Here is a 19,138-nt window from a genome sequence, read left to right as displayed (position 1 = left end):
AAAGCACCGTGGAAGCAAGCAGTACGAGAAAAACACTGTGACGGACCCGTAATAGATAATGCCAACCCGTAGGAAACCGTCGCTGTCAAAACCTTCTTCAAAACCGCCAAGGCCGAACGGTTTTGGCGGAGATCGTGGAGCATACGACAATACGCTGAAATGGCGGCCTCCGGGCTTTCGCAACAATAGCGCAAGCAATTCATTGGCCTCTAATCCCGCTGAGCCACGCACTTGTCGCTTCAAGCCCTTTTCGCAAGACAGCAAACATTTGCTCAATTTCACTTTCGCTAATGATTAGGGGCGGTGAAAGAACACACATGTTGATCACAGGTCGAACCAATAACCCACGTTTCTGGCATTCGATATCGATCTGGTTACCAATCTCGTAGTCGCACCCCAGATCGCTCTGGGGATCACCATCGACTGAGCATTGAACGCATCCCATCAACCCCATGCCGCGCACATCGGTAACGATGTCAATCTGACCCAACTGCTGTAGCTGATCCTGAAAAACTGGAGCGACCTTTCGAACGTGTTCGAGAAGCTTTTCCCGTTCAATAATTTCCATACTTTTCAGACCAGCGGCCGCGCTGACCGGGTGGCCAGAATAGGTGTAGCCATTTGAGAAGGTAGCATCTTTCCCTGCAACATCGGCGATCAATCTATCCGAGATAATCGCGGCGCCCATCGGTGCATACCCAGATGTCATTCCTTTGGCACAGGTGATTATGTCTGGCTGAATGCCAAAAACTGCCTCAGACGCGAACCAATGGCCCAAACGCCCGAAAGCCGTCACTACTTCGTCGGAGATGTATAGAACATCATACTTCTTGCAGATGTTTAGGCAACTTTCGTGATACCCTTTCGGCGGCACTATCACGCCACCAGAGGCAAGAACCGGTTCGGCGATAAAAGCGGCAACATTTTCTGGGCCAAGCGCCACAATGGCGTTTTCCAGGTCCGAAACTTTCTCTTTCAGAAAGCTCTCTTCGCTTTGACCAGGCGCACGATAAAGCGGATTCACGTCTGGCAAGAAATGTGCGAGGTCATCCGCCTTGTCGAGCCAAAGCCTGTCACGCTCTTTTCCACTGACGCTGGCCGCCAAAAAAGTGCTTCCATGATAAGCTTTTTGCCTTGAAATGATTTTCTTTTTCTCGGGGCGTCCCAAGAGGTTGTTGCGGAAATGAACAAACCGGATGGCCGTATCAACTGCGGTGGAACCGCCGGTGGTAAAAAAGACATTGTTCAAATCGCCCGGCGCACGTTTAGCGATTTCGCGCGCGAACCACGCAGTAGTCGAGTTGGAATTGTTAAAGGGCGAGAAATAGGCAAGGTTCCGAGCTTGCTCAGCCATGGCCTCGGCCATCTCCGCGCGCCCATAACCGATCTGAGTGCACCACATGCCTCCCGGTCCGTCGATCAAGCGTTCGCCTTTTTCGTTCACCACATGGATGCCGCTGGCACCTTCGATAAAAGTGCGGTCGTTTTCGCCCAATGTTGCCATCCCTTCCCACGGGTGCAGGAAGTGGTCGTTGTCCCAGTGCTTGACGTTAGAGTTATCCACGGCGGGCCATGCTTTCTGTGCTCATCACAATTGGGAATTCTTCGCGAACCTGAGCGTCTGAGGCGCCGAAGTAGTTGGGGAAATGGCTATCGAGAATGGAATTGACCTTGTCACGGGCACGGTCCAGAAGATCAGTTTTGCCTTCGTTTTCCCATGTGTCCGTGCGCTCACGATCCATGAGCCGTGGGTAGACGAATTCGCTGTTCATATAGCTCAGTGTGTGCGGGTTGCCGAGAAAATGACCAGGGTCGATGGCACACTGGTGGATCACATCCACCGCCATGGTTTCATCCGTGACTTCAATCCCGCGCAACGACCGCAGGATCATACCGCCCGCTTCGTCATCGATGACCATGCTTTCAAAACTGCATCCCATCAGGCTACCGATCATACCCCCGAACTCGCACAAACGATTGGCACCGGCATGAGCGGCAAGCGTGAAGGTTAGTGCCTTTTCCAACCCGTATTGCGCGTCGGGTATCTTAGCATCGGTCATGCCTGCGCCGACAGAGGTTGGAAGGCCATAAAAGTTACCCATCTGAATGGCTGCGGCCCCGATCAGAGCCTGTTCGCCACTGCCGCCGGTGAACGACCCGCTGCGCAGGTCAGTGATGAAGGGCCAGGCGGCAAAGCAGACCGGACAACCTGGTGTGATGAGGTTTACGATGGCAACGCAGGCCAGCGTTTCGGCCACGGTTTGCACCAGCGTTCCCGCAAGTGTAGCGGGGGCTGTGGCCCCGGCTTGAGGAGGCACCGCCAAATCAACCGTCAGGCCCAACTTGGCGGTATCAATCAGGATTTCCATGTTTTCCTTGCCGACCCGCAAGGGGGAAACCATGGGGCAGCCACCAAATATGACGCTTGGCTTTTTCATGAAAGCCCCTTCGCCACCTTGAGCAAAATCAAACATGCGGATGGCATGCGGAATATGGCTGCGGTCGCGAAAAGTCAGACAGGCCGGTTTTTGACTGCCTGCGAGCATGGCATAAATGGTGTTCATGTCGTGAGCGAAATCATCAGTCACATCGGTGGCCAAAACTGTGTCGCCCAGCATATGGATGTTGTCCAAACGGTCCACCAGACGGGTGAAATCATAGACATCGCGCAGGATCGACGGGCGATAAGATTTAGTTTCGGAATCGAAGGTGGTCACGGCGGTGCCGGAGTTGGCGAAATAGACGCTCTCCGCCGAGCAATGCATGTCGTCTTTGCCTTCACGCTCTCCGCGGGCATAGACGTAAAACTCCTTGGCAGCACCAGCCAGGATGTCTTCCATCAGTGCGCGGGGGAAGCACAGCCGATTTAGATCATTCATCACCGCGCCCTTGGGCAGCACCAGATCAAGTAATTCCGGGAAATGATCGGTAATGCCGGTTTTTTCCAGAACGGTCAGAGCCGCTTGATGGATGTTCTCCATATCTGTTGGGGTAAGCGGCTTATAGCGGCCGCCACTTAATCCCCCACGCACGGCCTCATTGCCCGTGGTCGCCTGTTGAACCTTTATGCGCGCGGCGCGCCCACCACCACCGCGACGGCGTGATTTTACCTCAGCCATTACCGGCCATCCTTTGTTCTGGTTCCGAGCGGATCATGGCAAAATAGAAATCGTAAAAATCCTGGATCGAAGTTTCCATTTCGCCCAAGGGCCCCGGTTGGAAGTATTGAGAATTAACGCCGGACTGGTTGTGCCGAATGATGCGTTCGTCATCCAAAGATGTGACATGCCAAAGCCAGGTCAGGTCTTCCTTGTTGTAATCTTGGCCTTCTTCGGCATCAGCGCTAACCAGCCAGACCACCTGAATGTCGGTTTCCTGTGGACCACGTGGAATAAAGCGGTAGCCCACCATGTGATCCGAATAGATCAGGAACCAATTCAATGGGCCAATATCAAAGTCAGTTGCGCCACCGTCGAAGCCTTTCAGCGTTCCAAGCAATGGCGCAAGCGCCTCGCCCGATTTGCTGCCGGTTTTGTAACCTTGGTAAAGTGGGTAGCGCCGATAATACCCGCTGGTGAATGGGGTGGGTGCAGCCGCGCCAACAAGCGTCAATTCATCAGGTGTCAGCCCGACTTCTACAGCCCTTGCATTTAGCAGCTCGACCAAGCCAGCCATTTCTTGTGGCGATTTCAGGCTATGAGAGCGAGAGTATTCTTTGTGTGCTGGTCCGCAGTGATAGCATTCAAGATAGTTCTCAACCGCCAGTTTCCAATTCGCGGGAACGGGAAATGACGCCGTATGCGCAACTTTCAGATCGTCAAAGCCATAGGGTTCGACGAGTGGCGAAAGCTGGCTGAGGACAGGATCTAGCGATGGCGTGTTTGCATCGGCACACACAAAGATCAGGCCTTTAAAGACACTCACCTGAACGGGAAAGAGCCCGAATTTGGATGGGTCAAAGTGTTCCCCCATGTTATGGCCAGCACGAAGTTTCCCCGAAAGTTCATATGTCCAGGCGTGATACGGGCAAACAAGAACACGGGAGTTGCCAGACTGTTCAGTGCAGACGCGAGATCCACGATGGCGACAGACGTTCAAATGAGCGCGAACTTCGCCTTCGCGGTCGCGAACAATAATGATGCTCTCCGGGCCATAGTCGAACAGGAAATAGTCTCCGGGGTTTGGGATTTGGCTGACATGCCCTGCCCAAAGCCAGTTACGGTTCCAGACCCGGGCAATGTCATAGTCATAGATGTCTTGCGAGGTATAGAACCCGCGCGGCAGAGCGTGGCCGTGCTGGTGCGAGGCTGTCAAAGCATCTAACTCAAACGGTCGACTGTTCATCACGTTTCCTCCAAATCGACTATCTCGCGGCGAAACCAATCCTTGTCTGCTAATGCCTTTGGGCGTTCAAAATCGCGTGCCGCGCGGTGGCCTGCGAAGACTGCGTCCACGATCAGCCCTGGAGACGCGGCATCGCCTATAAGTTCGAGGGTCTTCAACCCAACCCCGCGCAAGCTGTCGTAAAGCGCTGTCTCTCGCTGGCGCTCGGTAACCAGAACTGTCGAGGCACAGGGAATACTCGCTTCGCGACCGGTAAAGGCACATCCGATGCGGGCTATGTCACCTTCAACCGCGGTCAGCACCTGATTGCAGCGAATGTCTATGCCAAGTTCGATCAGACGAGCCTGAATACGGGGCTGCTCCAAAGTATGTACGGCGTAAGCAGAGACCAAACTCTCCGGCGTGACAAAGACCACCGGATATCCGGCAGCTGCCAGTTTTTCTGCAATCACACCTGCCAAATAGATATGGTCATCATCATAGATCATCACCGGGCCATTCGGAGGCAATATGCCGTTCATGATATCATCAGGTGTCAACACTCTGGCGCTTTGCTCGATATGAGGCCTACGGCGCTGGGTGTTTCGCCCCATGCCATCCATACGCCAACGGCTGCCGGTGGCGACAAAGACGTGTTCGACGCCAAGCTCTGCCACCTGATCGCCGTCAAGTCTGCTGTCGGTGAACAACTGAACGTTGCCGCGCTGTTTCAGATCATTCAGGCGATAGTCGACGACGCGCGACCAGGCCGCTAGGCCGGGAAGCCTGCTTTCCTTTGCAACACGTCCACCAAATTCAGCTGAGGCTTCGGCCAAGGTCACCTGATAGCCGCGCCGTGCGATTTGCATGGCACACTCAAGACCCGTGGGTCCGCCACCGATTACCAGTGCTTCCGCCTCGCTTTTTTTCGGTGCAATGATCTCGGGGTGCCAGCCGCGACGCCATTCCTCGCCCATGGTCGGGTTTTGGGTGCAGCGGATCGGAATACCCAGATTGTCCGAAGACACGCAGATGTTGCAGCCGATGCATTCGCGAATTTCGTCGATCCTGCCTTCTTCAATCTTCTTCGGTATGAACGGGTCCGCAATAGAAGGTCGCGCCGCTCCGATAAGGTCGACAATACCTTTCTTGACCATCGACAGCATCATATCGGGGGAGGTCAGGCGACCGACACCTACCACGGGTTTCCGTGTGATCTGTTTGACGTGGGACAGAAACGCGTTCTGATAACCATCTTCCGGCTGGAATCTGGTTGTGGCACTGTCATTGGACCAGTCGGCCACATTCACATCCCATAGGTCAGGAAGATCGGCCAAAAGCTCGACCACGGCACGGCCTTCTTCTGCGGCCTGCATACCGTCGGCGCCCACCATCTCATCAATGGCAAAGCGGAGCGCCACAGCGCAGCTGTCACCTACAGCTTCGTGGGTATCTTCCAGCAATTCGCGCGTCAGGCGCACGCGATTTTCAAGCGACCCGCCATATTCATCACTACGCTGGTTCATATGAGGCAGCATGAAATGTTGCGCCAAAGTCATGTTATGTCCGGCATAGACGTAAATGATGTCAAATCCGGCATCTTTCGCGCGCAGGGCGGCCTCGCGATGCCAGCGGCGGAATTCCCGGATATCGGCCTTATCCATGGCCTGCGCCTGCTTGGGATGCGTCGTATCGAGGGACATCTCAGAAGGTGCAAGAACCGGCGCGCGGGTCAGCAGGTTCTGTGCATGGTTGCCATTGTGAACCAGCTGAATGGCCGCCAGCGCACCATGCGCATGTACCGCATCCGTCATCAGCCGCAACGCGGGCACATCGCGCCCGTCCCATAGCCGCCCCTCGGCATAAGGAGATAAGTCTGAGGTTGGGTGGATTTCGGTCTCCTGATTGGAAACCACCGCCCACCCGCCTTCGGCTTTCATCCCACGTACGGCGGCATCCGCCCGCGGTCGGACATGCCCCAGCCCGGTGCAATGTGGCACCTGATAAAAGCGGTTTCTGGCTGTGACTGGCCCAATCTGAACCGGTTCAAAAAGCAGAGCATATGCGTTCGCGTTCGACATGTTCACGCGTTTTCCTGTATTTGGGACCCGGAGCCGTAAGGCCCCGGAAAAGTGGTTGTGTTAGAAGCCGGCTTTGATCCGTTCAAATTCTGCCAGCATTTTCGCCTCAAGCTCGGGATTCACCGCATCAAAGAACAAACTGCCTTCGAAGAAGCTTTTAGGGTCAGCAAAACCATAGGCTTCGATGTTGGCCTGATCGGCAACTTCGAACGCTTTTGCGTTGGAATGTGGGTAGCCCCAGTTGTCGATGATGTACTGACCGCTGGCAGGGTCAGTGAGCGCGTTCAACAGATCATAGACCTGATCGACCGGAGTCGTGGAAGACTTCAGATGCACGTAACCGCACGCCCAGGTCGCGATGCCCTTATCGACATCACGCATCATCGCGGCAGGCACTTCGTTCCAGATCAGGTTCAGTTCGGACTGGTTCCAGGCCCAACCCATTTCGATCTCACCGCTGGTCATGGCCTGATCAAACTGACCCGCATCGGACCAGTAAAAGCGCATGTTTGGGTGGATTGAGCGCAGGAAATCCGATGCTTCTTTGAACTGCTCATCGCTCAGATTTGTGTAATCATCAGCGTTTCCAGTGGCCAGCGCAGCCAGGGCATATGCAGACGACGCCGCATCCGGGATCGCGATCTTACCTGCATAGGCCGGGTCAGCCAGCAATTGCAGCGAGATATCATCCCCCGAGATTTTGTCGGTACGATAGATAAGACCCGTGTTCCCCCACTCGAACGGCAACATGTAAAGCTGGCCGTCCAGGACGATGGCGTCGACTTCCTTAATCTCAGGTAAAACATCGGCCCAGTTGGTCAGTTTGCTTTCATCCAGGGGCTGGATCAGGTCGGCTGCGACCCATTTCCGGACCGCGTCAGAACAAGGATGCGCCAGATCAGCCGTGAAACCCGAACTCAGTTTCGTGAAGGCTTCCTCCTGACTTCCAAAATAGGAATAGCTTGGCGCCTCATCCCCGTATTTTTCCATGTAGCTGGCAAAGAACCCGGGGTCTTCATATCCCGACCAGTCAAAAACCGTTAGATCAGCGCCACCTGCTATGGCACTTCCCGTGCTTATTGCCGTCGCACATGCGAAGGCCGCAATTCCCTGAACTCTCATTTTATCCTCCCACTATTTTACTATGGTCTGTACCAAGATCGATCACGCTTGCACCTTGAAGCCCCAGCCAAACTGCGTCGCCGCGTTTGAAATCGACCGTGTGAAAGTAGTTGGGAACCGAGACCGAGATTGGCTTTTCGGCTCCCGCAACCTGAATGTGATAGTGAATGTTCTCGCCATAGAAGGCGACGTTGCTGACAGTGCCTTGAACCGTTGATGGATAGTCTTCTGGCTTTTCAGCAGCGATTTCCAATTGTTCCGGGCGAATACCGATGTTCATGTCTTTAGAGCTGGTCGCAACGTTGGGATTTCTCTCAATCTCAATCCGCCCGAAGGCGGCTGCATCGATCGACAACATATTGCCGGTTTCGCCCGACAACTGGGCAGGCAGTATGTTCATCTCACCGATGAAACTGGCCACTTGCTGATCACAGGGACGGGCATAAAGCGTGGTTGGTGTATCCACCTGCTTGAGCCGTCCGTCGAACATCACACCGATGCGGTCGGACATGGTCATCGCCTCATATTGGTCGTGTGTGACCATCACGAAAGTGATGCCAAGCGATTGCTGCAGGTTGCGCATTTCAAACTGCATCTGTTCGCGCAATTTCTTGTCGAGAGCGGACAAGGGCTCGTCCAGCAACAACACCTTGGGTCGCATGATCAGCGCCCGGGCAAGCGCCACCCTTTGCCGCTGCCCACCGGACAATTCACTTGCGCCGCGATCCTGAAGACCTCCAAGCTCGACCATTTCCAGGGCTTCGGCTACGCGCTGGTCGATCTCTGCCTTGGGGGCCTTGCCCCGTAATCCATAGGCCACGTTGTTTCCGACGTTCAGGTGCGGGAAGATGGCGTAGCTCTGAAAGACCATGTTCGTTGGACGGTTGTTGGCAGGCACACCTTCCATATCCTGACCGTCGATCAGCACGGTACCCGCGGTCGGTTCCTGGAAGCCCGCGATCATCCGCAATACCGTGGTCTTGCCGCATCCCGAGGGGCCGAGGAGCGAGAAAAACTCGCCCTCTTTGAGATCGAGATCGATCCCGCTCGCAGCCAGGAATGTGCCATAGCGCTTTTCGACGCCCCTGAGTTCTATGATGTTTCTGTCTGTCATCGGACCTCTGATGCGGATGAGCGGCGGCGGAAGTACTCGGCCAGCACCAATAGCAGAACCGAGGTAAGCAGCAGGATAGAACCCAAGGCCAAAACGTTTGGAAGCTTGGCGGGGAAACGGATCTGGCTCCAGATATAGACCGGCAGGGTTGGCTGGTTGCCGGACAGGAAAAAGGCCAGGACGAACTCATCGAAGCTGACCGTAAAAGTGACCAGCATGCTGGCTACGATACCGGGGGAAACGACCGGCAGCGTCACGCGACGGAAGGTTTCGAACACGCCGACGCCCAGATCGTAAGATGCCTCTTCCAGCGACGCGTCGAAGTCATCGAACGCGGACTTCAAGATCGAAACGGAAAATGGTAGCGCAAGAAACGTATGGCCCAGAACAACGGTCAGCAAAGACGGCTTTAGACCGAGAAACAGAAACAGGACCAGCATTGAAGAGGCCACGATAATGCCAGGGATAACCAAAGGCAGCATCACCAAACCTTCGGCTGCACGCTGGCCCCGAAAACGGTATCGAACAAAGGCGCGCGCAGCGAACAGACCCATGGCGGTGGATAGAAGTGCGACGACCGTGCCAACACCAAGCGAATTCCAAAGGGCCTGGATCAACGTGTCCTGCTCGCCCAGCTTCCGGTACCAGTCCAGCGTCCACCCCTTGATCGGAAAGGCAACGATAGTACCGCTGTTGAACGAGAACAAAGGTAGGAACAGAACCGGCAGGTACAGAAAAACCAAATACAGGAAAGCATAGGCTGTCAGGGTCGAGGGGCGCTTCATCTGATCCTCCTCCCAAGCTGGGTGGCGGTAATGACAAACACGATGGCGACGAAGCCGACCGACAGCATCGCGATCAGCGAAAGTGTGGCGCCAAGAGGCCAGTTGTTAGCGGCCCCGAACTGCACCTGAATAAGATTGGCGATCATCTTCCCGTCCGACCCGCCGACCAGTGCCGGTGTTACGTAGTCACCGACAGTCGGAATGAAGATGATCAGGCAAGCGGCGATAATACCTGGTATCGTCAGCGGCAGCGTCACCCGCATGAAGCGTTGCAAAGGACTGTTGCCGAGGTCGGTGGCGGCCTCCAACAGGCTTGGATCGATCTTCTGCAACGAGACATAGATCGGCAGGATCGCAAAAGGTGCCCAGGCATGGGCAAGCGTCAGTACGACAGCGAATTCATTATAGAGCAAGAAGTCGAGCGGTTCGTCGATCAGACCAAGCATCAGCAGTGCAGAATTCATCACCCCGTTGAACCCAAGGATGAGCTTCCAAGCAAATACGCGCAGCAGATAGCTGGACCAGAACGGAATGGTGATGAGCAGAAGCCAGATAGTCTTTTTCCGGGCCTTCATCGCGATGAAGTACGCGATGGGATAGGCCAGTGCGACAGTGACTATCGTAACTGCTCCGGCAATCCAGATCGACCTTAGCATTAAATGTCGAACCAGCGGATCGGCAAACGCGTCGCTATAGTTTTTCAGCGTCGGTGTCTTGTCGAGCGTTACGTATGTTTGGGTCCAGAATGAATAGGCGATCAGGATCACCAAAGGCGCCGCCACCAGAAACCCCACGTATGCCGTGGCTGGTGCGCTGAGGGTATAACCCCGGGACGCTTCGCTACGAAAAATCACCCTATCTCCCATCTCGGTACTTACGAGTCTCTAATGGACGATCGTCCATTTAATGTTGCGCCAGAAAGGCCTTTCGTGTCAATCTTCCTGTGAGCCACCCATATGAGAAGACCCTAAGCTGATGGAATCATTGAATAGAGTAACAGAGCCTAAAGGAAGAAAGCGTAGCTCGAAGCGCGATCCAGAGGCCAACAGGCAGCTTCTGATAAAGGCGACACTGGATACTATTGCTGATATTGGAGTCACCGATACCTCGGTCAGTCGCATTTGCGAGCGCTCAGGTCTGTCGCGCGGAATGATCCATTTGCATTTCGGGGGGAAGGACAATTTGCTGACAGCAGCGGCCCAGCATTTCAGTACTGAGTATTATGCCGAGATGGACAGAATGACCGAACTGGGCTCGGATGCATCGCCCGAGGAGCGGGTGATGGCTGTGATCGAGGCGGATCTATCCGAAGCTTTGCTCAATCCACGAAGTACGAAAATCTGGCATGCATTCCGAGGCATCGCGAGCTCACACCCTGGTATTGCCCGATACAGCAGCACTCAGGATCCCAAACTTGTCGAGACTTTGCGGCGTGCGTTCACGGAGATAGCCCAACAAAACGGACATGATCCGAACTTGGTGAATGATGCCACTAGCGGAACGTTGGCCTTACTGGAAGGTATGTGGGTAAATTACCTTACCGATATGCAGGTTTTTTCGCGACGACGCTCTGCTGAACTTATTCGAAGATTTTTAGGCGGGCTTTTTCCAGGAAAATTCAAGTTGTGAGCCTTCGCGACGCTCAGGTTTGAGATGGAAACAATGCCTCTTCCTGGAAAGCAACTACTGGTATTGGTGAGGCCTCTAGCGTCTAAGTAGCATCCACCTAGCTATTGAAAAATCTCGACGTCCGCTGTGCGCTATTAGCGGACTTTCACAATTAAACTTTGTAGTCCGAGATGCGCAACAAAGTGAGGTTTTGCAGCATTATTGACGTCGTGGTGTGGCTACGCACCCGTTGGTCCAATCTTCAAGCTGGTCGGGAAAAGCATCGACTGACTTCGCTCGGCGCCTGCGATAAATCTCGACATACATGCCTCCAGCCTTTGCCGAAAAGCATACATCATCCAGAGTTTTCACACAGACTCAGTCCAATACACCATCAGCTGAAAGCAAGCATGGATGTTTGCAGCCAGAAGCTACAAGGTAGCACACGATATCCAGGACACCGAACAATGCCTAAAAAACACCAGGGACAAACGGTTGCGATAGATGTTGATCTCGCTGGAGATATTCTTCGAGTGGCGGTTTCTGGTCTTCCTAAACTAGTTTCTAGGAACGCGGCTAGCGCCTTGCTGGAGCTTCGTTCGGATCACGAACAGTTTCGGGGGTTTTTGAACCTCCCACCAAATGGAAACCACCTCATCAACTCTTGCCTACTCTATCCACCCTTTGAGCAAGGTACCGATGGGGCACTTTTTCTAGCCTCTCAGTTTGCATACGCACCATATGCCGGAACCGCACTCATGGCTGCAGCCACCATAATTGCGAGCGCGAAGCGTCAAGCATTAGCCAAAGATCAACAAGTTGTTGCTTTGGAAACAGCAAATGGTGTCATGGAAGTACAAGTAACCCGAACAGATAGCGTTATGACACATGCCAAGTGGTTTACTGTCAAGCCCAAGCTATTGATTAATAATCAAATATTGAATCTTCCTCTAAGTGGAAACATTCCAGTTTCTCTAGTCGATGCCGGGTTGCCGTATTTGGTTGTCGATGCAGACTATCTAGGTATTTCGCTTAGTGAGCGCCAAAAATTGACCAACGCTGCAATTGAGTTAAGCGGGGCGGCTAGTAAACAATTTCCGATGTCCAATTTTGGTATTGGCGGCAGCTACGGTAAATACTTGGTCATGTTCAGTTCGAAATCAGGGAAGAACCATATTAAAACTGTCTGGGCCTCTGAAAAGGGAGAACTGGCAAATTCGGCTGGGGGGACAGGCGCATTGTCTGTTGTGGTGGCGTGCGAGGGCAACGGGTCAATATCTCCCGGCAGGTCCGTGACAATCGAAGCACCGGGCGGAATTTTTGAATGCCAAGTTGTCGGTCAATTCGCCACTGTATCAGCAGAAGTTAGGATCGTTGCAAGGCATAGCTTTCCTTCTTTTTACTACGCTTATCCGTAAGGCAGCTTTTTAAATTGGGTGTTTGGGTGCAGAACCCTAACAAACCGAGCAACTGAATTCCATTCTGCCAGAACCCGTTGTGGCGCCTTAATTGCAACCCAGTGCCTGGTAGGGCCACTGAAAGCTTCGGACATTGCCGACGAGAGTATTGGGCCGACCCCCGACGAATATTCGGAAAGGCCTTCTGCGGGCAAGTTTTTCGCCCATCTTCACTAAAATCTGGGTTTTTTAGCTCAATCAGCCCAAATCGGACATTGGTCGTGGCAGTAAAGAACGACAGGAGTACACTAAAGGCACCAAAATCAGCGTGCTTTCTTGATCTTTATTTTGTCAAGCTTCGCTCTGCTCTTGGTCGATTCCTCAGAGCGCGTGAGAGCTTTGGCAATGGCCTTCAAGCCCATCCCCTTTGACACCAGTAGGTGCAATTTTGAATTTCCTCTTGTGTCCAAGCTTGACGGTGACGCTCAAATCGTTCTGCCATGGTTTTCGTCTACCTTATCAACGTGTCTGATCTGTCATAAAGCATGGTGGTCGTGTTGACGCCAGCTCAAGCAAAATCACGAGTATCTTAGTGAAGCAGCGGTGATACCAAACGCGACAAATGACAGACCCAGCCCAAAGCGGACAATCAAGACCAAACTTTGCAATTCCGGATAGCGGACCGAACCGGACATCAACGTTGAGCGTGCCAATGTCCGGTCATTGCTCGCTAGCCTTCAAGTGGGGCTCGGTTGACGCGACTGACCTCCTCCATAATGTCGAAAACATGGTCGGCGGTCACTGTGATCCCTATCGCTTCCAGGCGCTTCAGGTGCATTATTTTATAGCTTTCCAGATATTCGCGGTTCCGAAACAGGTATGTGGACCCATAGTGATTGGTTCCATCTTCGACAGTCCAAATCTTCCAGATTATTCCTGGCTCCTCCGCGATACTCTTTGCAAGTTGCTCGGTGCCGGCGAGAAATTCTTCTGTGATCGGACCTTCATAGGTCATATGCAGATCCCAGACTTTCAGTGTACTCATGTTTAGTTTCCTTTGTGAGATTGGGAAAGTTCAGCGGTTTTTCCCGAGTTGGTAGAAGCATAGGACCGCAAGCAAGGCGAAGAAGATGGGGTCAGACCAGCCAAACCCGGTGAAAACTCCTGTCAGGCAGGCGTAAAGCGTGATGATGACGCCAAGTAGATTGGTCCACATCAATCCTGTGAGAAGGGCGATTGCAGCTTCACTGCCATGTTCTACGTCCCGAAACAGGAAGCTGATGATCCCGATGCCGCCCAGAAATATCGAGTTATGCTGTGACAGGAACACAGCGTATTGGTCGTTTAATTGCAGGCCGTAGTTTGGCCAGAGGATGGCCGGGGCAAAGAACAGCGCGAGCGCGAACAACATGTAAATCACGCCATGCACGGTCAGGAGTGTTTTGTTAGGCATGTTACGACTTTCGAAGGTTGAGGCAGTTTTTTTCGGAGTTGGTTGAGTGTCTTGATCGTCTGGCGTTTGTCCTGCACGCTGAGATCACCAAAAATCTGTTCCAGAGCTTGATTGTGGAGTGGCAGGAATTCGGCCACTTTTTGGCGCCCGGCTGCGGTCAATAACAGAACACGCGCCCGTCTGTCGGTTTCATCGACACTCTTTTCCACCCATCCGGCTTGAACCAGGTTTTTGACAACCACATCCAGGTTGCCGGATGTAGACAGTGTCAGCCGCATCAGATCGTTGATTGACAGCGGACCCTTGTTGCTAAGTGTTTCCAGCGCGTCCCATTGTGGCGCTGTAAGGCCCGCCGAACGAAACGCAGACACCATAGCGCGCATGAATAATTGCTGACTGCGTAGCAGGGCCAGCACCAGGGTTTGGTTTTCTCGGGCTTGATTTTTATGTCTCATGTTGCGCATGTATCCCTAGTTAGGGATAAATTCAAGTACTCCCCATAGAATGACCTAATCCACTCATTCGTTCGATGTGCAGCATTTGTTGGAATGACGCATAAAGCGAGCTTTCGCTGCATCTGCGCTAATGTCCGCAATCATTTCATCTCAGTTCATCAAGCAACGTTACTCTGTCACTGGAAATACATTTGTCTTCTTGACAACTCCGTAGACAAAGCTGCTGTCCATGGAGGCAATACCTCCAAGAGGATGCAACTTTCTGCGAACGAATTTTTCGTAATCTGAAAGATCAGCCACGACCACACGAAGCAGGTAATCCGATGAGCCGGTCATAACGAAACACTCCAGTACCTGGTCAATCCGCGCAATGGCTGCTTCGAATTTCTTTACTGTCGCTTCAGTATGGCTTTCCAGTTTGACGTGAACGAATACCGTTACCGGCAACCCGTAGGCCTCGGCGTCTATGTTGGCGCTATAGCCGGTGATGATTCCATTTTGCTCGAGCAGCTTCAGCCGCCTCAGACAGGGCGAAGGTGACAAGTTCACCTCTGCTGCCAGGTCTTGATTCGTCATTCGACCATTGCGCTGCAACGCTCGAATGATCTGTTGGTCTTTACGGTCTATTTTTTTCATAGATTAGCATATACTGCTACAAACGAGGTAGTATAAGACATTTTTGGAATATTTTGCCACTCGTGTCGTCATACTCTGCTTCTTGAAAACCAAGGAGTCACCCAATGCGCAACCGCCCCGACAGCTTCTCCACTCTTGCCATTCACCATGGCTATAACCCGATGGAAAACGAAGGAGCGTTGACGCCTCCGCTGCATCTGACCTCGACATTCGCTTTCGAAACCGCGGAAGCAGGCGGTGCGATGTTCGCGGGCGAGCAGGCAGGGCATGTTTATTCGCGCATCTCGAACCCGACTTGCGATTTGCTGGAGCAACGCATCGCGGTGCTTGAGGGGGCAGAGGCAGGATTGGCCCTGGCCTCGGGGATGGGGGCGATCACTGCAACGATGTGGACTCTTCTTGCCCCGGGGGATGAGGTCATTCTCGACAAGACGCTCTATGGCTGCACATTTTCCTTCATGCGGCACGGGCTGGCAAAATTCGGTGTGACAGTGACCCATGTGGATCTGACGGAGCCGGAAAACCTGATAGAGGCGATCAGCGGAAAGACCAAGGTGGTCTATTTTGAAACACCCGCCAATCCGAATATGCGCCTTGTAGATATCCAGTCTGTATCAGCCATTGCCCATGCCAACGGCGCCTACGTGGTGGTGGATAATACCTATGCCACGCCCTATCTGACCCAGCCAATCAAACATGGCGCAGATATCGTTCTGCACTCGGCGACGAAATATCTAGGCGGTCACGGAGATGTTGTTGCAGGGTTGCTGGCCGGATCGACCGAGCTGGTGACTGAAATCCGCCTCTATGGGATGAAGGATATGACCGGCGCGGTCATGGCCCCGTTTAACGCGATGCTCATACTGCGCGGCCTCAAGACACTGGAATTGCGCATGGATCGGCATTGCAGCAGCGCTGCGACCATCGCCGAATATCTGGAGCAATCCGCCGGTGTGCGAAAGGTCTGGTATCCGGGACTGAGCAGTTTCGAACAGCATGATGTCGCGCAGCGGCAGATGTCCAAATTCGGCGGCATGATTGCATTTGAACTGGATGGCGGTCTGGAAGCAGGGCGCGCGATGATGAACAGACTGCAAATGATCACCCGCGCCGTATCATTGGGAGATGCTGAAACACTGGTGCAGCACCCGGCCAGCATGACCCACTCTACCTATACGCCTGAAGAACGCGCCGCACATGGCATCAGCGATGGGCTGGTGCGATTGTCCATTGGCCTGGAGGGGATCGACGACGTGATCCACGATCTCGAACAAGCCTTGCCAAGACCCCCTGTCCGCGGCGCAGCTTAAGGAAATTGACCATGTCCATTGATCTCAAAACAATTGAACAACGTTTGCTGTGGCTGTCCCACTGGATGATCCACCATGCGAACCACATTCGGCCCAAAGCTGACGGGATCAAGGTTGGCGGGCATCAGGCGTCTTCGGCGTCGATGGTATCGATCATGACCGCGTTATATTTTCAGACCCTGCGCCCGGAAGATCGCGTAGCAGTCAAACCGCATGCATCGCCGGTCTTTCACGCGATTCAGTATCTGATGGGCAACCAGACCCGTGAGAAGTTGGAGAACTTTCGCGGATTTGGTGGCGCGCAAAGCTATCCTTCCCGCACGAAAGATATCGATGACGTGGATTTTTCGACCGGTTCGGTGGGCCTTGGCGTTGCTATCACCTCGTTTGCGTCACTTGTGCAGGATTATGTACAGGCCAAATCCTGGGGCGATACGCAAAAGCTTGGACGCATGATCGCATTGGTTGGCGATGCTGAGCTGGACGAAGGCAATATCTATGAGGCACTGCAAGAGGGATGGAAGAACGATCTGCGTAATTGCTGGTGGATCATTGATTATAACCGCCAGTCATTGGACGGCGTCGTGCGTGAAGGACTGTTCCAACGGATTGAGCAAATCTTCGACGCCTTCGGATGGGATGTTGTGCGGGTTAAATACGGCGCTTTGCAACGCGCTGCGTTTAAAGAGCCGGGCGGAGAGAAGCTGCGTCAATGGATTGATCAGTGCCCCAACCAGCTCTACTCGGCACTGACCTTCATGGGGGGCGCGGTGTGGCGCGAGCGACTGATGGAAACCCTCGGCGATCAAGGCGACGTAAGCGCGTTGCTTGATGCGCGCAGCGATGACGAACTGGCCGCTCTGATGGAAAATCTGGGTGGGAACTGCGTCACCACCATGGCAGATACCTTCGCCGCAATAGATCACGACCGCCCGGTCTGTTTCCTTGCCTATACGATCAAGGGCTGGGGGACGCCGATTGCTGGCCACAAGGACAACCATGGTGGGTTGATGAACAAGACTCAGATGGCCGAATGGAAGAAATTCATGGGTGTTACTGAGGGTGATGAATGGGAGCGCTTTGCCACCATCGCAGACCCGGCAGCGTTTGAGAAAATGCTGGCAAAGACGCCCTTCTTCGCCAGCGGGCCGCGCCGATACTCAGATGACGTTATCGACGTCCCCTCAGTTGAGTTGGATCCGGGTCGTGAAATCTCGACTCAAATGGCATTCGGCAAGATTCTGGATGACCTGTCCAAAGGCAACAGCGCGCTGGCCGAGCGGATCGTGACGACCTCTCCGGATGTGACCGGCACAACCAATCTTGGCCCTTGGGTCAATCGCAGGAAACTGTTTGCGCGCACCCATCAATCCGACACTTTCAAGGCTGAAAATATCCCCTCCACCGCGAAGTGGGAGTTTACACCAGATGGTCAGCATATCGAACTTGGCATTGCTGAAATGAACCTGTTTTTGCTTCTGGCGGCGGCAGGGCTTTCGCACTCGGTTTTTGGCAAAAGGCTTATTCCCATTGGAACGGTCTATGATCCTTTTGTGTCCCGTGGCTTGGATGCGTTGAATTACGCCTGTTATCAGGATGCCCGTTTCATGATCGTGGGCACGCCCTCTGGCGTCACTTTGGCGCCGGAAGGCGGGGCGCATCAATCAATCGCGTCGCCGCTGATTGGCATGTCGCAAGACGGGTTGGCCGCATTTGAGCCCGCCTTTGCGGATGAATTGGCGGTCATCATGGAATGGGCCTTTGCCTATATGCAAAAAGATGGCGAGGGAGATCCCGATGAACGCACCTGGTTGCGCGACGAGACCGGCGGTTCGGTCTATTTACGTCTGACGACCAACCCGATTGAGCAGCCCGGTAAACGCGTGGATGACGATTTCCGTCAGGGGGCCATCGACGGTGCCTATTGGCTACGCAAACCGGGACCGAACTGCGAAGTTGTCATTGCTTATCAGGGCGCGGTTGCCCAGGAGGCCATCAGGGCAGCGGGCCATATCGCCCAGGGGCGGCGGGATGTCGGCGTTCTGGCAGTGACCTCTGCCGACCGGTTGAACGCCGGCTGGACTGCAGCGCAACGGGCGCGCACAAATGGCATTCGGGGCGCTGAGGCACATATCGAAACGCTGCTGGCAGATGTGCCGCGCGACTGCGCATTGATCACAGTGATCGACGGACACCCGGCAACGTTGTCCTGGTTGGGTGCCGTTCATGGCCACAAAACGATTCCGCACGGTGTGGAGCATTTCGGCCAAACCGGGTCTATTGCGGATTTGTACCGTCATTTCCGCATTGACGCTAACGCGTTGATCCAATCAGTAGGCGAATTGTCCCATGGTCGTAAAATCCCTCAGATTGTGGCTATAGCATAGCAGCAGCAGACATTGGATCACGTTGCTGCGTCTGCAACTATGGGCTCTCCTGTCGCCACTCTCTGCGGAGCGCTTCAACTGGTGGTAAGAGCCCATTTTGTGAGTCCGGTTTTCATGCTGCGTGCGCTCGCGGTGTGGGAAATGCTGCGGTAGCGTAAAGTATGGTGCTGTCGGGCAGCGGGAAATGTCGCCATTCGTGCAGAGTGCAGCAAGGATCAGGGACTGAATTCACACATCGCGCACGAAGCTGACCTTGATGGTCACAGACTGAACGTCGGCTTCTGGCATCGTTGCGTGTGCTCTTCCTACAGGGCAAATAAAAACGGGCGGTCCGTTTCGAGCAAACTTACAATACCGGGCAATATTCTTATTCTATCTTCTTCTTTCCAACTAGGGTCAGGACTCATAGCCAATAGATGACGAGGGCTGCGATGGCGATTGCTGAGAGGAAGACCTTCGGGCACCTG

General features: G+C 53.8%; 16 protein-coding genes. 4 read left to right on the top strand and 12 right to left on the bottom strand.

Annotation, left to right across the window (positions count from 1 at the left end):
* Positions 1–199: 199 nt before the first annotated feature.
* Genes AC2FH8_RS20180 through AC2FH8_RS20145 form a run of 8 tightly spaced genes read right to left on the bottom strand, consistent with a single transcriptional unit; the run spans position 200 to position 10,291 of the window.
* Positions 200–1,504: an aminotransferase class III-fold pyridoxal phosphate-dependent enzyme gene (locus AC2FH8_RS20180; protein ID WP_496690597.1), complete on the bottom strand. Its 1,305-nt coding sequence runs from the start codon at positions 1,502–1,504 to the stop codon at positions 200–202.
* 52 nt (positions 1,505–1,556) lie between these two features.
* Positions 1,557–3,119: a trimethylamine methyltransferase family protein gene (locus AC2FH8_RS20175; protein ID WP_496690596.1), complete on the bottom strand. Its 1,563-nt coding sequence runs from the start codon at positions 3,117–3,119 to the stop codon at positions 1,557–1,559.
* Positions 3,112–4,344, bottom strand: coding sequence for an aromatic ring-hydroxylating oxygenase subunit alpha (locus AC2FH8_RS20170; RefSeq protein WP_496690595.1), 1,233 nt, complete (start codon positions 4,342–4,344; stop codon positions 3,112–3,114). The genes AC2FH8_RS20175 and AC2FH8_RS20170 overlap by 8 nt, the downstream gene beginning before the upstream one ends.
* Complete coding sequence (locus AC2FH8_RS20165; RefSeq protein WP_496690594.1) at positions 4,344–6,404, bottom strand: oxidoreductase; 2,061 nt, start codon at positions 6,402–6,404, stop codon at positions 4,344–4,346. Before AC2FH8_RS20165 ends, AC2FH8_RS20170 begins: the two co-directional genes overlap by 1 nt.
* A gap of 60 nt (positions 6,405–6,464) precedes the next feature.
* Positions 6,465–7,526, bottom strand: coding sequence for an extracellular solute-binding protein (locus AC2FH8_RS20160; protein WP_271952673.1), 1,062 nt, complete (start codon positions 7,524–7,526; stop codon positions 6,465–6,467).
* A gap of 1 nt (position 7,527) precedes the next feature.
* Positions 7,528–8,640 (bottom strand): ABC transporter ATP-binding protein, encoded by a 1,113-nt coding sequence (locus AC2FH8_RS20155; protein ID WP_271952671.1) that lies wholly within the window; start codon positions 8,638–8,640, stop codon positions 7,528–7,530.
* On the bottom strand, positions 8,637–9,425 hold the full coding sequence (locus AC2FH8_RS20150; RefSeq protein ID WP_496690593.1) for an ABC transporter permease: 789 nt from the start codon (positions 9,423–9,425) through the stop codon (positions 8,637–8,639). The genes AC2FH8_RS20155 and AC2FH8_RS20150 overlap by 4 nt, the downstream gene beginning before the upstream one ends.
* The gene (locus tag AC2FH8_RS20145; RefSeq protein WP_496690592.1) at positions 9,422–10,291 is read right to left on the bottom strand and encodes an ABC transporter permease; all 870 of its coding nucleotides are present in this window, start codon (positions 10,289–10,291) and stop codon (positions 9,422–9,424) included. Before AC2FH8_RS20145 ends, AC2FH8_RS20150 begins: the two co-directional genes overlap by 4 nt.
* A gap of 109 nt (positions 10,292–10,400) precedes the next feature.
* Here AC2FH8_RS20145 and AC2FH8_RS20140 point away from each other — a divergent pair, with 109 nt between their 5' ends.
* Both AC2FH8_RS20140 and AC2FH8_RS20135 read left to right on the top strand, forming a co-directional pair.
* Entirely contained in the window at positions 10,401–11,054 is a 654-nt protein-coding gene (locus AC2FH8_RS20140) for a TetR family transcriptional regulator C-terminal domain-containing protein (protein ID WP_271952668.1), read from the top strand.
* A 446-nt stretch (positions 11,055–11,500) separates the two neighbouring features.
* Positions 11,501–12,451, top strand: coding sequence for a proline racemase family protein (locus tag AC2FH8_RS20135; RefSeq protein WP_496690591.1), 951 nt, complete (start codon positions 11,501–11,503; stop codon positions 12,449–12,451).
* A 709-nt stretch (positions 12,452–13,160) separates the two neighbouring features.
* Here AC2FH8_RS20135 and AC2FH8_RS20130 read toward each other — a convergent pair.
* From AC2FH8_RS20130 to AC2FH8_RS20115, 4 genes are all read right to left on the bottom strand, one after another.
* On the bottom strand, positions 13,161–13,475 hold the full coding sequence (locus AC2FH8_RS20130) for a monooxygenase (RefSeq protein WP_271952664.1): 315 nt from the start codon (positions 13,473–13,475) through the stop codon (positions 13,161–13,163).
* Positions 13,476–13,505: 30 nt separating this feature from the next.
* Positions 13,506–13,883, bottom strand: a complete 378-nt coding sequence (locus tag AC2FH8_RS20125; protein ID WP_271952662.1) for a hypothetical protein — start codon at positions 13,881–13,883, stop codon at positions 13,506–13,508.
* Complete coding sequence (locus tag AC2FH8_RS20120; RefSeq protein WP_496690590.1) at positions 13,862–14,338, bottom strand: MarR family winged helix-turn-helix transcriptional regulator; 477 nt, start codon at positions 14,336–14,338, stop codon at positions 13,862–13,864. Before AC2FH8_RS20120 ends, AC2FH8_RS20125 begins: the two co-directional genes overlap by 22 nt.
* 168 nt (positions 14,339–14,506) lie before the next feature.
* Entirely contained in the window at positions 14,507–14,965 is a 459-nt protein-coding gene (locus AC2FH8_RS20115) for an Lrp/AsnC family transcriptional regulator (protein ID WP_281973936.1), read from the bottom strand.
* Between the two features lie 113 nt (positions 14,966–15,078).
* Here AC2FH8_RS20115 and AC2FH8_RS20110 point away from each other — a divergent pair, with 113 nt between their 5' ends.
* Both AC2FH8_RS20110 and AC2FH8_RS20105 read left to right on the top strand, forming a co-directional pair.
* Positions 15,079–16,284, top strand: coding sequence for a methionine gamma-lyase (locus AC2FH8_RS20110; RefSeq protein ID WP_496690589.1), 1,206 nt, complete (start codon positions 15,079–15,081; stop codon positions 16,282–16,284).
* Positions 16,285–16,295: 11 nt separating this feature from the next.
* On the top strand, positions 16,296–18,671 hold the full coding sequence (locus tag AC2FH8_RS20105; RefSeq protein ID WP_281973926.1) for a thiamine pyrophosphate-binding protein: 2,376 nt from the start codon (positions 16,296–16,298) through the stop codon (positions 18,669–18,671).
* Positions 18,672–19,138: the final 467 nt, after the last annotated feature.

This window comes from Ruegeria sp. CDSC025, assembly GCF_059610805.1.
The sequence above is the reverse complement of the archived record's forward strand: the minus strand, read 5'-3'. Positions and strand labels throughout refer to the sequence as shown.